The organism is Brevibacillus centrosporus (genome assembly GCF_046622605.1).
Classification (GTDB): Bacteria; Bacillota; Bacilli; order Brevibacillales; family Brevibacillaceae; genus Brevibacillus; species Brevibacillus centrosporus.
The window spans coordinates 888,875-903,060 of sequence record NZ_CP176856.1 but is presented as its reverse complement, the minus strand read 5'-3'; the positions used below and the strand labels follow the sequence as shown (position 1 = coordinate 903,060).

Annotated in this window: 18 protein-coding genes and 1 riboswitch; of the genes, 7 read left to right on the top strand and 11 right to left on the bottom strand. The window is 52.6% G+C overall.

The features are described from left to right. Positions 1–17: 17 nt before the first annotated feature. A complete protein-coding gene (locus ACLIN2_RS04775; protein ID WP_411503353.1) occupies positions 18–923 on the bottom strand; it encodes a CvfB family protein in 906 nt (301 codons plus the stop codon). Positions 924–1,116: 193 nt separating this feature from the next. On the opposite strand from ACLIN2_RS04775, the gene ACLIN2_RS04770 reads away from it, so the two are divergent. Continuing rightward, the gene (locus ACLIN2_RS04770) at positions 1,117–1,896 is read left to right on the top strand and encodes an undecaprenyl-diphosphate phosphatase (protein WP_411503352.1); all 780 of its coding nucleotides are present in this window, start codon (positions 1,117–1,119) and stop codon (positions 1,894–1,896) included. A gap of 39 nt (positions 1,897–1,935) precedes the next feature. Here ACLIN2_RS04770 and ACLIN2_RS04765 read toward each other — a convergent pair whose 3' ends face one another. Both ACLIN2_RS04765 and ACLIN2_RS04760 read right to left on the bottom strand, forming a co-directional pair. Continuing rightward, entirely contained in the window at positions 1,936–2,160 is a 225-nt protein-coding gene (locus ACLIN2_RS04765) for a hypothetical protein (protein ID WP_310229663.1), read from the bottom strand. A gap of 56 nt (positions 2,161–2,216) precedes the next feature. Continuing rightward, complete coding sequence (locus ACLIN2_RS04760) at positions 2,217–2,564, bottom strand: toprim domain-containing protein (protein ID WP_310229664.1); 348 nt, start codon at positions 2,562–2,564, stop codon at positions 2,217–2,219. A gap of 147 nt (positions 2,565–2,711) precedes the next feature. Between ACLIN2_RS04760 and ACLIN2_RS04755 the strand changes: the two genes are divergently transcribed. The 6 genes from ACLIN2_RS04755 to ACLIN2_RS04730 all read left to right on the top strand — a co-directional run bounded on the left by ACLIN2_RS04755 (position 2,712) and on the right by ACLIN2_RS04730 (position 8,160). Next, positions 2,712–2,864 (top strand): hypothetical protein, encoded by a 153-nt coding sequence (locus ACLIN2_RS04755; protein WP_170184320.1) that lies wholly within the window; start codon positions 2,712–2,714, stop codon positions 2,862–2,864. 230 nt (positions 2,865–3,094) lie between these two features. Beyond that, positions 3,095–4,336 (top strand): MFS transporter, encoded by a 1,242-nt coding sequence (locus tag ACLIN2_RS04750; protein ID WP_411503351.1) that lies wholly within the window; start codon positions 3,095–3,097, stop codon positions 4,334–4,336. Between the two features lie 124 nt (positions 4,337–4,460). Then, positions 4,461–5,795, top strand: coding sequence for an ammonium transporter (locus ACLIN2_RS04745; protein WP_092267112.1), 1,335 nt, complete (start codon positions 4,461–4,463; stop codon positions 5,793–5,795). After that, positions 5,689–6,858 carry a DUF294 nucleotidyltransferase-like domain-containing protein gene (locus ACLIN2_RS04740; RefSeq protein WP_411503350.1) on the top strand — a complete coding sequence of 390 codons (1,170 nt, stop codon included), beginning with the start codon at positions 5,689–5,691 and terminating at the stop codon, positions 6,856–6,858. The genes ACLIN2_RS04745 and ACLIN2_RS04740 overlap by 107 nt, the downstream gene beginning before the upstream one ends. Positions 6,859–6,870: 12 nt before the next feature. Next, the gene (locus ACLIN2_RS04735; RefSeq protein ID WP_122961638.1) at positions 6,871–7,605 is read left to right on the top strand and encodes an exonuclease domain-containing protein; all 735 of its coding nucleotides are present in this window, start codon (positions 6,871–6,873) and stop codon (positions 7,603–7,605) included. Positions 7,606–7,653: 48 nt separating this feature from the next. Then, the gene (locus ACLIN2_RS04730; protein ID WP_092267115.1) at positions 7,654–8,160 is read left to right on the top strand and encodes a GNAT family N-acetyltransferase; all 507 of its coding nucleotides are present in this window, start codon (positions 7,654–7,656) and stop codon (positions 8,158–8,160) included. Between the two features lie 48 nt (positions 8,161–8,208). Here the strand turns inward: ACLIN2_RS04730 and ACLIN2_RS04725 are convergent, their stop codons facing one another. The 8 genes from ACLIN2_RS04725 to ACLIN2_RS04690 all read right to left on the bottom strand — a co-directional run bounded on the left by ACLIN2_RS04725 (position 8,209) and on the right by ACLIN2_RS04690 (position 14,175). Then, the gene (locus ACLIN2_RS04725) at positions 8,209–8,685 is read right to left on the bottom strand and encodes a YbaK/EbsC family protein (protein WP_411503349.1); all 477 of its coding nucleotides are present in this window, start codon (positions 8,683–8,685) and stop codon (positions 8,209–8,211) included. Positions 8,686–8,728: 43 nt separating this feature from the next. Then, positions 8,729–9,448 carry an MOSC domain-containing protein gene (locus ACLIN2_RS04720; RefSeq protein WP_411503348.1) on the bottom strand — a complete coding sequence of 240 codons (720 nt, stop codon included), beginning with the start codon at positions 9,446–9,448 and terminating at the stop codon, positions 8,729–8,731. A 24-nt stretch (positions 9,449–9,472) separates the two neighbouring features. Beyond that, the gene (locus tag ACLIN2_RS04715; RefSeq protein WP_122925009.1) at positions 9,473–10,273 is read right to left on the bottom strand and encodes an NAD kinase; all 801 of its coding nucleotides are present in this window, start codon (positions 10,271–10,273) and stop codon (positions 9,473–9,475) included. A 103-nt stretch (positions 10,274–10,376) separates the two neighbouring features. Continuing rightward, a complete protein-coding gene (locus ACLIN2_RS04710; RefSeq protein ID WP_122961636.1) occupies positions 10,377–10,829 on the bottom strand; it encodes an NUDIX domain-containing protein in 453 nt (150 codons plus the stop codon). Positions 10,830–11,060: 231 nt separating this feature from the next. Beyond that, positions 11,061–11,459, bottom strand: coding sequence for a YugN family protein (locus ACLIN2_RS04705; RefSeq protein WP_122961635.1), 399 nt, complete (start codon positions 11,457–11,459; stop codon positions 11,061–11,063). Between the two features lie 127 nt (positions 11,460–11,586). Beyond that, on the bottom strand, positions 11,587–12,450 hold the full coding sequence (locus ACLIN2_RS04700) for a hypothetical protein (RefSeq protein WP_122961634.1): 864 nt from the start codon (positions 12,448–12,450) through the stop codon (positions 11,587–11,589). A 115-nt stretch (positions 12,451–12,565) separates the two neighbouring features. Further along, entirely contained in the window at positions 12,566–13,669 is a 1,104-nt protein-coding gene (gene thiO / locus ACLIN2_RS04695; protein ID WP_411503347.1) for a glycine oxidase ThiO, read from the bottom strand. Positions 13,670–13,767: 98 nt separating this feature from the next. Further along, a riboswitch (TPP riboswitch) is annotated at positions 13,768–13,880 on the bottom strand. Between the two features lie 70 nt (positions 13,881–13,950). Next, a complete protein-coding gene (locus ACLIN2_RS04690) occupies positions 13,951–14,175 on the bottom strand; it encodes an excisionase family DNA-binding protein (RefSeq protein ID WP_311133303.1) in 225 nt (74 codons plus the stop codon). Between the last annotated feature and the right edge of the window lie 11 nt (positions 14,176–14,186).

Below are 14,186 nucleotides of genomic sequence, written 5' to 3'. Positions count from 1 at the left end.
ATTCTTATTTGCCTTGCCTAGTCTTCTTGCTTGATCACTTTCGTCCAGCCATCGACCTGCTCGACTCTTCGCTCTTTCATCAGCTTGCCCAGCGCCCGCTTGAAGCTGGATTTGCTCATCTGGAATTTCTCCAGGATGATGTCTGCATCGGACTTGTCCGTGTACGGCATGGCACCGTCGCGGTTGTTCATATAACGTAGCAGCTTTTCGGCATCTTCTCCGTACTGGACTTCCTTGCGCTCTCTCATCGATCCATTCAATCTGCCATCCTCGCGCACGAAGCTGACACGGCAACGAACGGTTTGACCGAGTCTCATCCGCTCCGTCATCTCGTCGCGGTGAATGAACATGATGTGGTCGTCCTCGGTCAAGAGAAACGCTCCTGCTGCAATGACCTTGTACACGGTAGCTTCCACATTTTTGTTTCTCATGCTCTCATCGGCTTGGACAGAAATCTGCAAAACCTCTTGTTCCGTTACAGGCTTTGCCAGCATTCGGCCCTGCTTGTCCTGCTTTAGAGCGACCAGCAGGCGATCTCCCGGACGCGGCCATTCATCTCTGAGCTTGGGCAAATCGTCAATAAACACCAGGAGATGCTTATTGATTCCGTTGTCCAAAAACACGCCCATTTTGGAGGAGAGATCCACTACCTCCAGCCAGCCGTACTCTCCCATTCCTACATAAGGCAGATCCATCGTGGCTGCCAGCCGATTTTCATGGTCGTGGTACAAAAAGACCTCGACTTCTTCGTCCATATCCAAAGGTCCATGGGCCTCATTTTTATGCAAAAACACTTCATCTGCGCCCGTCTTCAAAAAGTAGCCGATGTCCGTTTTCCGAGCGACTGTCATGAGAAGTATCGTCCCTGCCTGCAAACGACTTGGCGCTACACTTTTCCGAACTGGCTTTTGTCCCTTGTACATTCCTTCCATTCCTCACTCTCGTCCACTATGCACACTAACTATACCCGTCTGGCAGGTGAAAATACCACAACTTTTTTCCAATCAAAGACAAGGACAAACAAAAAAGGCAAGTCTTTAACATGCAAACATACACATGAAAGTGTGTAGACATGCTCCTCTTCCATTTCCAAGACGTTAGGAGTGACGGATTGCCATGCTGCTTTTGCTCGAACATATCTTTCTGGGCATTGTTCAAGGCTTGACGGAGTTCTTACCTATTTCCAGCACAGGCCATCTCGTCTTGTTCCGCAAGCTGTTTGGCTTGCAGGAGGCGGGCTTGTTATTCGATACGATGCTGCACTTCGGTACACTCATCGCTGTCGTGATTGTCTTTTGGCCGCAGATTCACTACATCCTCATCAATCCGTTCAGCAAGCTGACGCGGCTGCTCGTCGTCGGGACCATTCCTACGGCGGTCATCGGGCTTGCCTTTGAAGACTATTTTGAAGAAATATCGCAAACGGGGGTAACGATCGGATGGGAATTCCTCGCGACCGGTGCCATCCTCTGGTGCGTGGAGTCGCTGCGCCGCGGTCGCCGGACCTTTGATCAGATCAACTATACAGACGCTTTGATCATCGGCGCTCTGCAGGGAGCTGCCATCCTGCCTGCCATTTCCCGCTCGGGCTTGACGATTGCCGGTTCCCTCATGCGCGGGATCGAGCGAGCAGACGCCGCACGCTTTTCATTTTTGCTCTCGTTGCCCGCGATTCTCGGTGCATGCGTCCTGCAAACCGCCAAGCTCGCCAAAGCGCCAATCGAGACTACTCTGCTCATACCGATGATCATCGGGACGATGTTTTCTGCGATTGCGGGCTATTTCGCCATTCGCTGGATGCTCAAGCTCATTAGCACCGGCTCCATGAAAGGCTTTGCGATCTATGTGTGGATCCTTGGCCTTTTCATCCTCTTCCTGCAATGGCAGGGCTGGTAAACAGGCATATAGGTAAAGCCGACTGCAGCGAGTCGGCTTTCATTTGCTTTCTTCCTTATCCTTGTAATAATTCCCGATCAGCTTCCCGACCAAAATCACAGCCCCGTAAAAACAGGTAGCCAGAAGAGCTGTCGTAAACCACGTCGCTGTTCCCAAGGCTATATACAGTGCGGCGTGAGCAACAAAGATACCAGCTAACCATACGAGGGCATTCATACGGTTGAAGAAACGCATCACACTATGCAAATCGGATTGCACCTCCACCTCATCCATCTACCTATTGTTATAGCCGATGAAAAGATGTTTTATCCCCCTGTCGCTCAATCGAGTTCAAGGTGCTCCGTGTTCACTGCAAGCCCGGCGCGATCCAAAATTTCAGCCAGCACCGAAAGAGGGGTATTGGCCACTTCTCCATACATTTTTTGCGTGTGCAGGTGTACGCCCCGCGGAAAATCTTCCATTAAATGTGCACGCAATTTTTTTCCACTATAATCTTCATCGGTAAACAGGTAGATCTCGTCTGCGTCCTGTGCTTGCAGGAGGAGCTCCTCTCCCCGTTCCGAATGGTAGGTGCCATATGTACAAAGAATCGTTACCGGCTCTGCCAAAACCTTCAGCAGCCGCTCTTTGTCCGTCTTTCCTTCCACAATGATCACACATCCAGCCATTCCCTCACTCCCCTACTCGCTTGGCCTTTGTCCTTGTAGTATACCTGATCGATTCCATTCCAACATCCCGGGCAAGAAGTGGATGAGTAGGGATGACGTTTCTTCGGGCATGGTAAAGGGGAGATCCATCACAAAGGAGCGATCTACATGGGCAAATTTAAAAGCGCAAAAAACTTGAATCAAAAAGGACTGGCGGTAACCGGATTGACCAGCAGTACTGTTGCCGATGATACGCATACAGAAAACAACCAGGGATCTTCTTCACAGCATCAGCAGCAAAATCAAACAACCTCCCGCTAAAAACCTTTTGGCGGAGCCTTCGTATCCAAAGGGCACAAGTCTTGTTCGAAGTTTCGCTATGCTGCCCAATCGGATACCATTCTTACTGCGCGAAAAAAGAAGCCGCCCATCGGCTTCTTTTTTATGGGGCTGGCCCTTTTCGCTTGAATCCCTTTACATTCCCTCATCGCCTTGCTACGCTAATTAAAAAATATTTTTCCGAATATTTGACCGGATAAAGGAGATTTCAAGTGGAAGCTTCATTATGGAAGAATCGCTCGTTCCTGAAGCTCTGGCTGGCACAGCTGACCGCCAATATCGGGGACCAGTGCTATAGCTTTGCTTTGCTCTGGTATTTACTGCAGGCGACCAAATCGGGATCAGCCCTCAGTCTCCTCGCCATCCCGGAAATGGTTGCAGGGCTGCTGTTTTACTTGATCGGAGGCGTGCTTGCGGATCGTTTTAGTCCTCGCCTGCTCATGGTCGGAGCAGACATCGCCCGCGTAGCTGTCGTGATTGGCGTCGGTGTGATGGCCGCTTACGGCATAGAAAACCTCGCATTCTTTTTAGCTGCTCAATTCTTGCTTGGTGTGTTCTCAAGCGTATTTCAGCCGGCACGAACCGTGGCGCTGACCAACATCATCCCGCTCGAATCTCTGAGTCGGGCCAACGGAATTCTGGACACCACGTTCCGTACCATCCGGATTTTGGCACCCATGACGATTGGCTTGCTCGCATCGGCAGTTCCGCTGTCTACCTTATTTTTCGTCAATGCGGGAAGCTACCTGGTTTCGGTCTTTTTCGTTTTTGCCATCCAATATTCCCCTCGCTCCAGGCAGGTGGACCACACAAGCAAACTGACCATCCAGCAGTACAGGCAGGACATTTCTACAGGTGTTTCTGAGCTTCGGCAAAACGAGCCGCTGTTTCTGGTCCTGCTCTTTGGGAATATCGGGTACCTCATCTGGCTCGTCACGTACAATGTCGGCTTTCCTTTCCTCGCCGAGCGAATGAATCAGGGGGATGGGAGCACGCTGGCCATGCTGATGGGCTTTTACGGAGTCGGCAATCTGCTTGGCAGCCTGTATATGTCGCGTGCTTACTACACCCGTCATCTGTTTGTGATTCTTATGGGCTGGATGATGCAGGCAGGGGGATTCCTGCTGCTGACAGGCGGCATCTCTCTGCATTGGATTGCCTTTCTCGGCGCTGCACTGGCAGGCATAGGAGGACCGCTCATCGGAATCCCTACTGTAACTGCCATTCAGATCAAAGCCTCAGAAACCAATGTAGGAAAAGTTTACGCGATCAATATGCTGCTCTTTACTTTCTTTGGCATGCTATCCAGTATTTTAGGGGCTGTCTGGCTTGGGAAGCTGCCCGTACAGCAGCTGTTCTTGATCAGCGGCTTGTTCTTAGCGGTTCTCACAGTCGTTGGCCTGTATGTAGAAAAGCATAAAAACGCAAAAAAACACCAATCTTTCGGCGCTTAGTCTAAAGGATTGGTGTTTTCATTATTTTTTAAAAAAAGATTTGCATTGCAACTTTTCATGTCATATAATCTGACATAAATAAACGAAGTGTTAGATAACCTAACACCAAAAAGGAGTGGATTGAATGGAACCGACTCTAGCGCAACTCTCTTCTGCCATTGATGCCACGTGGGTCATGGTATCCGCGATTCTGGTCATCCTCATGCAAGTTGGCTTTGCACTCTTAGAGGCTGGATCGACTCGCATGAAAAACGCTGGTCATGTCGCCGGCAAGACTGTCCTTACTTTCGGTATCTGCTCAATCGCATTTTGGGCCCTGGGCTTTGGCCTGACCTTCGGAGACGGCAACTCATTTCTCGGCCTATCCGGATTCTTCTTTGATGGAAACTCCACGGACTCTTTCTCTGCTTTTTCTGCAGCAACCGTTCCGATTTCGATTCTCTTCTTGTTCCAGCTAGCTTTTTGCGCGGTATCACTCGCGATCGCCTGGGGCGGCTTCGCTGAGCGTGCCAAGCTGTCGATCTACTTCATCTTCAGCGTGTTGTTTACTGTCCTTATCTATCCTGTAGTCGGTCACTGGGTATGGGGCGGCGGCTGGCTGGCTCAGCTCGGCATGCAAGATTTCGCCGGTTCCACAGTCGTCCACTTGCAAGGCGCGATCGTCGCTTTGGTCGCTACGATTCTTTTGAAGCCGCGTCTCGGTAAATACAACCGCGATGGCAGCTCCAATCTGATTCCTGGTCACAACCAAGTGTATTCTGTCCTCGGCGTTCTTTTCCTGTGGATCGGCTGGTTCGGCTTCAATGCCGGCTCCACGCTCGGCAGCACGTCCGGATTTTTCGGCTATATCGCCATGACGACCAACCTCGCTACCGCAGCAGGAGCAGTCGCAGCTTTGGCAATTTCCTGGATTGTCATGGGGAAAGCAGATATTCCAAGCATGCTGAACGGCGTACTGGCTGCCCTCGTTGCGATTACCGCTTCTTGCGCGTTTGTCGATCCTTGGGCGGCTGTCCTGATCGGTGCCGTGTCGGGTATTCTGACATTCTACACATCCATCTGGTTTGACCGAATCGGCATTGACGACCCGATCTTCGCCTTCTCCGTACACGGAGTCGCCGGGATCTGGGGGACTTTGTCTACAGGCCTGTTCGCCACACCTGAGCTCGCAGAAAAAGTCGGCGTGGGCGGCGCTGGTCTGTTCTACGGCGGCGGCTTCCACCAGCTCGGTGTGCAGGCGCTCGGTCTGGCTGGCGCGATTGCCTACGTATTCGTTATCTCTTATATCATTCTGTCTGTTTTGAAAGCAACAATCGGTCTTCGCGTAACCGAAGAAGAAGAGGTGGTTGGTCTTGACCTTAGCGAACACGGGGGATACGGTTATCCCGAACTTCTCCAACCTGAACGCGTACACCCCACTGCAACCGCCAAAACAAGTGCCTCTCACACTCTCACCTGAGCAATTGGAGAGAATCAGCAAGGCGGAGTCGTTTCAGGAGCTATCCCTGATTCGTCAGGAATTGCTGGACGCGGCTCCCTTGCGAGTCTTGACTCGGGCTGGCGAGCTGGCACCGTATACCATCGTCGTCAATCTGATTCATGACAACATCATCCGTCAGAGCATACTGCTGTCCGTCAATGAACTGGCAAAACGGGGCGTGGGGACACCTCCCGTCCCTTTTGCCTTTCTTTCGTTCGGCAGCGGGGGACGTTATGAGCAGGCACTCATCAGCGATCAGGACAACGGGCTCGTCTACCAGCTCCCTGATCATCTGGATGCTGCCGGCAGAGAGAAAGTGCACAGCTATTTTCATCTGTTGGGAGCGACGATCGTACAAGGACTGGAGGAAGCAGGCTATCCTCCATGTCAGGGAAACGTGACTTGCGTGTCACAAAAATGGCGTGGAAGCGTAGAACAATGGATCGAGCGACTGGAAACGTGGGCCACCCACCCCATCTGGGAAAATGCACGTTATTTGCTCCTCGCGAGCGACGCCCGCGTACTATGGGGCGAATCAGCTATTTTCCAGCCCGTTCTCGATCGCTTCCGCCAGATGCTTACAAACAACGCTTTTCTGATGAGCCGTCTCGTGAGCAACACCCTGCACTATCGGGTTCCACTCGGGCTATTCGGACGAATCCTGCCCGAGGTCAATGGCCGATTCCGCGGCGCGATCAATTTGAAGTACGGCATTTACCTCCCCATCGTCAACTGCATCCGTCATTACGCCCTTTTCAACGGCATTTTCTGCAGCTCATCACTTGAGCGTCTGGCTCTGCTGCGCGAAAAGGGAATTTGGGAGAAAAGCTTTTGCGATGACGTGGAAAATCATTTCCGGCAGCTGCTGGGACTGCGTCTCGTCGCTCCGCTCCATTGGGAGGACGGACAATACGCCAGCAACAGCTACATTAAACTCGGGGAACTGTCAGCCGATACCACGACGATGGCGCGGACTGCCATGAAGCTTGCCATCCGTCTGCAGCGAATGACAGCAAAGCTCCCTTCCGTCTTCAGAGGGTAGGAGGGAACATTTTTGGCAAAATGGGATCTGTTTGGACGCTTATGGCATATAAACCGCGATACAGCAGGCATACAAGGTGAGTGGAACATCGGACACAACGACGGCGACAAGCAGCATCTCGCTTATTTACGCTCCCTGGGCAAACAGCGACAGCAGGCCGATTCAGGCGCAGACATCCCCCTTGATAATCTGGAGGTGGTTGTTGTCGACTTGGAGACGACAGGCTTTTATCCGGATCACGGGGATGCAATCATCTCGATCGGTGCGGTAGCGATGAAAGGCGACAGGCTGCTTCTGGGAGATTCATTTTACACCATGGTCAATCCAGGGCGCAGGATTCCACCTCACGTATGCTCTCTAACCGGGATCTCAGATGAAATGGTTGAGGATGCTCCCGATCTCTTGCAAGCCATGTCCCGCTTCTTTCAATTTGTTGGCGATCGTCCACTCGTCGCTCACCACTCCCGTCACGAGCGCGAATTTTTTCGGGCTGGCCTGTGGAAGACGAGTCGGCGTCCCCTGACACACCGGATGCTGGATACGATGCTGCTGATCCGCTTGCTCAGCAAACCGATCGGCAATGGCTCGTTGGATGCCCTTTGCGCCCAACATGACATCCCTATCTCGCGACGGCACCATGCCTATTGCGATGCCGTGGCAGCCGGTACGCTCTGGGGAAAATACTTGCTCAAGGCTCAGGAGGCCGGGTATACCAATCTGCGGCAGGTTTACGAAGCCCTGCGCTAGCCTTGCCAAGCTTATTCTTTTACAACGAATGACAAACGAGGGATTCCCATGATTCACATTCGCGATGCATATATTAATGATTTGCCTGCCATGCTCCAGATCTACAACCAAGCCGTGAAAACGCTCGTAGCCACCTTTGATCTGGAGGAACAGAGTCTCACACAGCGCGAGGTCTGGTTTCGCAAACACGGGGAACGCTACCCGCTGATCGTGGCGGAAGAAGAAGGCGAGGTCGTCGGGTATTGCTGCCTCTCCGCTTTTCGCGAAAAACCTGCTTATGCAGGTACGGCAGAGCTTTCGATTTACATTGCCGAAAATCAGCGCGGGAAGCACATCGGCTCCTCTTTGATGGCAGAAATCCAGCAGCGCACGCGAGAGCTTGGCTACCATGCGGTCATCAGCGGGATTACGGCGGGAAATGCTGCCAGTGTCAAGCTTCATGAAAAATTCGGCTTTCACCTGGTTGGGACGCTTCGAGAGGTGGGCTATAAATTCGGGGAATGGCATGACGTCCATTATTACGAATGGATGGTGAGTGAACGACAAATCTCGTAGAATACAAAAATCCGTCCGCATAATCGCAGGACGGATTTTTGTTGTTGTTTACTCGGCCGAAGCAGCATCAATCACCTTAGCTCCCGTGATGTCCAGCAGCTGCCGAAAGGAAACCGCCAACAGCGATTCCGCAATTCCTGCCGCTGTGTACACGACATCAAAGCGCTGCAGAGAAGCATCTACAAAAACAGGAACCTCCTGAAGCAGGGCAAACGGGCAGACCGCCCCGACCTGAAAGCCAGTCACAGCTTCTACCTCGTCTGGAGAAGCCATCTTCCCTTTTGCCCCTTGAAAAACAGCCTTGATCTGCTTGGCGTGAATGCGCACGTCACCAGCAGCGACAATCATGGCGAACTGATCCTGAGCGCGAAACAGAATGGACTTGGCGATCTGACCGACCTCCACCCCCAGGGCATCCGCTGCCGCTTCTGACGTTTTCATCGGCTCTGGAAAAATCAGAGGTACCAGTGCGGGATCAAACTGCTGCACGAAATGCTCGACTCTTTGCAATGGACTTGTCTTCATCTCTTCCTCCATGTGTGGCACCTGCTAAAGGAATGCTGCCGCCCTACTCGGATACAAACACGATGTCCCCTTCTGCCAGCTTTCCAGGGGTAATCACCGAAGCGTACACGCCAAAATGATTGTCGTGCCGCTTCACACACGTTTTCAAAACGGCCAGGTTTATTTCCAGCGTGTCCGGATCGATATTGACGTACATGCATCGCTCGCAATGTCGGTTGACCTGCAGCGTGACGTCATTTATATTAATCTGTTTCCCGATCCAACCATCCTCAGTAAACGGCTCGTCTTCGTCCAATACGATCACGAGATTTCCTCGAAAGCGTCTGGGATCAATCTCTTGTTCACCGATCAGCCGGGCGATTTCGCGCAAGGAGGCGTCTGTCACAAGCAAGATATGATCCTCCCAGTTCCTCCCGCCCTCCTGAGGCGTGCTTCTTCCCGGCTGAACAGCCCTTTTCGCCGTGTCAGCCACGTGGGAAAACAGGGATTCCCCCCACGCATGCCTGCTTCCGTCTTTCGCTGCGACCTGCACCTCGGGATACTGCTGATCCATCGCTTCTCCTACAAAGGTTGCCGTATAGCCGAGCATCGCTGGTACGACATCTGCACTCAAGTATTTTCCGTTGCGCGACTCGTCCAGAAAATAATAGCCCCGATCTCCGTACAAGCCAAAAGCGTCCACTTGGCACGACGTCAGCTGTTCTCCCCCCATCGCTTTGACCGGATGCCGAAAGATGCTTTGCAATTTCCCCACTTGCTTCACAAAACCCTCTCCTTTATACGCTCTCTATCCTTTAATAAACGAATTGCGTACGCGGCTCCAAAAGGTCAGACGCTTGTAGCGGGCAAACTTCACCTTCTCCTGTCCGACTCGACAAGCAATGGAGCGAACGTCCTTCCAGATCGCCTGCTCGCGGTCCAAGCCAATCATGATCTCCGGGTTCATCACGATGAGCTCGACCTCGTGATGCTTGGGCAAAACCAGAGAGCTGTTGATGGTTCGATACGCCTGATTGTTGATCGAGGCGATCTCCGACAGCTGAATCGCTTCGATGGAAGGGTGCACAATCGCTCCATCGACAGCCTTATTGTAAGCAGTGCTCCCCGAAGGCGATGACACGATCAAGCCGTCTCCGCGGAATGTCTCCAGCTCGTCCCCGTTGATGTACACACATGCGACCAGCGTAGAGAGGGAGGCATTGCGCAGGACGAGCTCGTTCAATGCCCATTTGTCAAAAACCTGCCCGTCTCTCATGGTGATCCGGCACTCGACTATCGGATATTCCACGATCGCAGGCTCCGCTTGCTGCACCAGTCTTTCCACAAACTCATCAAGTTCATCAGGACGCCAGTCTGCATAAAACCCCAGATGGCCTGTATGTATCCCTACATAAGCCGGTTCGATCCCGTATTGATGAACGGCTTCGAGCAGCGTTCCGTCTCCCCCAATGGATAGAACCATATCCGGGTGCTCGTCAGGACCGCTCACGAACTCACAGGGACTTTTCGTTGCTCTCAGCTTATCCTTTAAGGCTTGTTCTACTTCTCGCGTATAATCGTCATTTCGCAGTACAGTCGCAATCTTCATGCTGATCTGCCCTCACTTTTATCCTTGCAAGCGCCAAAAATCGCTTCTCTTTTCCCTCACTATACCACAGGAAATTACCAGTTGCATGGAAACTCCCTCTGGCCTACCAGCGATCTTCTTCAAAAGCCTGCTGTCGAAATTCTTCCAATCGCCGGAGGGTGGCAGGAGACAGATCATCCGGAAGCTGATCCCATTGGAAAAACTTCCTATCCGCTACTTCCCCGTCGTCCCTCGCCCAAGCCGGATTGATTTGCCCGTCCTGAACATGAAAGAGCGCAATATGATCACGTTTCCCTTCCCGTTCGCTATAAAAAAGATGGCAAAGCTTGATTTCCCCCGCCAAGAGACCGCATTCTTCCTGCAGCTCTCTGCGTGCGGCTTCAAAGAAGGACTCCCCTCTTTCGACACCACCGCCAGGCAAATACCATCCTTTCACGTACGTGTGGCGAATCAACAGCACACCCTCTCGTTCATCGGTCACGATTACGCGCACGCCCAGGGTGACCGGCTTGCGGATTTTCCAATACCATCTTTGCAGGGAATGGTACCATGCCATACTTTCCTCTCTCCCGTTTACCGTCATTTCCTCTCTCTTGCCAGCAGCCATACTCTGGTGTATCGATGGCTCATCTTACCCTAATGTATGTCTTCTCAAGCAAATGCGATATCCCTGCGCTCTATTATGTGTTCCTGTCTGGTCGCGCTAGACTGTTCGTCTCCTGATAACAACCTTATCCACGCTTCCTTTGTACAAGAGAAAAGGCGGGCCCATCATCAGGCCCACCCTCTATGCCAGTCGATTCTCCAGTTCACGCACGATTGCTTCTGCCTGATGGATCCAACGGGAAGATACCTTAGCATCCTTGTCCAGTGGCTCCTGAAATTGATTCATCGCCGAGGAAGCCAGCGGCTCGTAATAACCGATATCTTGTTCTACACCTGTCTGATACACATGCCGGAGAACAAAGGGAGTCCCCAGCTCCACCCACGCATCCGCACTGTCGAGCTCTCCCTGAAGCACTTTGATGGGCAAGCGCAGATAGACCATATTTTGATCGTCCAGCGCTTGATCGAAGTACCCTTGCTCATAATCCCAATTTGCCAGGGTAAAGTTGGGACCAAGAGCCTCACGGAAGAAGCCGAACGTCCCTCTCGTTCCCGGCAAGCTGCTTTGAATCGATTTCATCGCTTATCCCTGCCTTTCCAGATTCTGATTGTAGTGTGCGACAAAGACAGGGGTTGTAATCATGAAAAAGAGCAGCAAGTCTGTTGTCCCAAATACCCGGGCAATAGACTTGCTGCTCAGCTGGTTGTTAGAGCAAAGCGATGGTAAGCAGCGTGAACAGTGCCAATGGAATGATCTTGCGGCCGCTTCGGCAAGGGCGGCGTCTTCTCCTCGGAGGAGGAACGATGACGGCCGCTTGCGGTGGTGGTGGCGGCGGTGGAGGTGGCGGCATCATTGGGTAGCAGGGCATCGGCTGCGGAAAAGGCGAGAAATAGGGATTGAGATAAGGATTTTGTCCGCCGAACGGACTTACCTGGGTGGGATAGTTGTGATCAGCGTATGGACTTACTTGACTGAACGGCGGCGCATTTTCCCCGTACGGATTGCTGCTGCTCCCGTATGGGCTGACCTGTCCATACGGATTAGCGCTGCTGCCAAACGGACCAAATTGCCCATACGGATTCATTTGACCGTAGGGATTCATTTGTCCGTAGGGATTCATTTGTCCGTAGGGATTCATTTGTCCGTAGGGATTCATCTGCCCATAGGGATTGCTGCTGCTGCCAAACGGTCCGAACCCTTGAGACGGAGGATACCCACCATGGAATGGACTTACATCACCGTACGGGTTGAAGCCGCCGCCGTATCCACCATAGGAGGTCCACTCTGGATAACCACCGACAAAGTCTTCTCCCCATGGCTGCCTGCTTGCTACCTCTTCTACCTCCAGCTCATCTATCTCTGCTTCCGGATCCTCCACTTCGACATACACGTTTTGATCATCGAAATCCACGATCACGCCTTCGAATACTTGGCCGTCGATCGCTTCAATGCGCACCTTTTTCTCCAAATGCTCCTTGATTACGTTGTGCACATTATGGCGTATATCCTTAATCATGCTGACTGTCTGAAAGTCAACCTGATAAAGGTTTTTGTCATCCTCAGACTGCATGGAAACTCCTCCCCTTCTGGTGTTTCTTTATTACCATATACAAGAGCCCATGGGGAGGTGTACCGTTTTCCATGCAAGACTAGCCCAATTTATCGAAACGCAGCTCTAAAGTGGATCACGAAAGGAACCGACTGGGCAGGAGGGGCTCGAGCCCCACTGTCTGTCCGCTCTCCAGATAATCGGCCATGCGTATCGCGGTGACTGGCGACAGCAAGATGCCGTTTCGGAAGTGTCCACCTGCAAGCGAGAGCCCCTCCCAGCCAGGCACAGGTCCGAGCAAAGGCTTGCCGTCTGCTGTCGCTGGACGAAGCCCTCCCCATGCCTCCAAAAACGCTGCCGCGTGCAGGGCAGGCACGTACGGCATGACGCCGTTCAGGACACTTGCCAGTCCAGCCAACGTAACTTCCCGCTGAAAACCGCTTTCGTCCTCTGTGGCTCCGATGACGATCTTTCCGTCCTTCTTCGGCGTAATGTATCCCGATGTTCCAAAAATCACAGTACGCAAAGGAATACCTACAGAGGATACGGCTGCGATCTGACCGCGTACCGGTCTCACCGGAATAGCCAAATCGAGCATTTCCAGCATGATCCCTGCCCACGCACCAGAGGCAACGATGGTATGATCTGCACGGATAGGTCCCGAGGTCGTCTCTACACCGATCACACGACCCGCTTTTACAGCGATCCCTTTGACCACACAACCAGACAAAAGCGCAACCCCCTGGATTTTGCAGGCAGTCACGAGGGATCGCAGCAACAGCCGATTGTTGATATGACCTTCTCCTGGCGAGTAAATGCCCGCCTGCACGCGATCTGTCAAAAGCGGTTCCACTTCTAGAAGCTCTTTGCAGCCCATCCAGTGAACATCATACCCGGCTTCCTTTTGCCACAGGTATTTGGCACGAAGCTGTTCACTCTCCGCCTCGTCCATGGCAACGGTAACGAGGCCTTCCAGACTCAGCTGGACATCGCCAGCCGTATGCTCCTCCAGTTCCTGCGCCCACTGCGGATACAAGCGCAGCGAATCCATCCCAAGCTCCACCATCGGGCCAGGCGCAGAAAATTCTTTTAAGGGCGCCAGCATGCCCGCTGCTGCCGAGGATGCTTGCCCGCCCCATTCTCCCTGCTCTACCAGCGTGACAGACATCCCCCGCCGAGACAGCTCATACGCCAGGCTAAGCCCAATAATTCCTCCGCCGACTACCAGACAATCACTCATCTTTTTCTCTCCCTCTCTCTTGTCCATAGGCAAAAAGCCCACCGATTCCCTCACAGGAAAAGGTGGGCTCATACGCATACGACAAAAAGCCAAGCGCTGTTCGCTCGCAACCACTTCCCTGCGCCGGCATGATCCGGATCAGGTGCAATGGGTCGATGGTCGTCGCTGCCATCCTCTCAGCCCCGCATGAAGGACTCCCCAAGTTGCTTTCACGTTATGTCATTTTCTTTGACCAGTATAGACCTCTTTTTGCCGATCTGACAAGTAGGAAAACAGAATGATTAGTCCTCGTCCTTCACATCGTAGCTCTCAGGGATCGGCTCGTGGCGAGCAGCTTCCTCCCACTCGCGCAATCTGCGCATTTCCTCCAAGTGGTGCTTGAACTGATCCTTGTTAATCAGGTATTCATTGCCATCGTGGACGGCCCGAATCCGCCCTTCCTTGATCTTTTCCAATATGAACGTCACCGGAAGCTCCAAATATTCAGCTGTTTCGGCAACGGTCAAGTACGTCTTGT

Coding starts and splice junctions, on each gene's coding strand:
- ACLIN2_RS04775 (WP_411503353.1), bottom strand. CDS start 923: ATGTACAAGGGACAAAAGCCAGTTCGGAAAAGTGTAGCGCCAAGTCGT.
- ACLIN2_RS04770 (WP_411503352.1), top strand. CDS start 1,117: ATGCTGCTTTTGCTCGAACATATCTTTCTGGGCATTGTTCAAGGCTTG.
- ACLIN2_RS04760 (WP_310229664.1), bottom strand. CDS start 2,564: ATGGCTGGATGTGTGATCATTGTGGAAGGAAAGACGGACAAAGAGCGG.
- ACLIN2_RS04755 (WP_170184320.1), top strand. CDS start 2,712: ATGGGCAAATTTAAAAGCGCAAAAAACTTGAATCAAAAAGGACTGGCG.
- ACLIN2_RS04745 (WP_092267112.1), top strand. CDS start 4,461: ATGGAACCGACTCTAGCGCAACTCTCTTCTGCCATTGATGCCACGTGG.
- ACLIN2_RS04730 (WP_092267115.1), top strand. CDS start 7,654: ATGATTCACATTCGCGATGCATATATTAATGATTTGCCTGCCATGCTC.
- ACLIN2_RS04725 (WP_411503349.1), bottom strand. CDS start 8,685: ATGAAGACAAGTCCATTGCAAAGAGTCGAGCATTTCGTGCAGCAGTTT.
- ACLIN2_RS04715 (WP_122925009.1), bottom strand. CDS start 10,273: ATGAAGATTGCGACTGTACTGCGAAATGACGATTATACGCGAGAAGTA.
- ACLIN2_RS04710 (WP_122961636.1), bottom strand. CDS start 10,829: ATGGCATGGTACCATTCCCTGCAAAGATGGTATTGGAAAATCCGCAAG.
- ACLIN2_RS04705 (WP_122961635.1), bottom strand. CDS start 11,459: ATGAAATCGATTCAAAGCAGCTTGCCGGGAACGAGAGGGACGTTCGGC.
- ACLIN2_RS04700 (WP_122961634.1), bottom strand. CDS start 12,450: ATGCAGTCTGAGGATGACAAAAACCTTTATCAGGTTGACTTTCAGACA.
- thiO (WP_411503347.1), bottom strand. CDS start 13,669: ATGAGTGATTGTCTGGTAGTCGGCGGAGGAATTATTGGGCTTAGCCTG.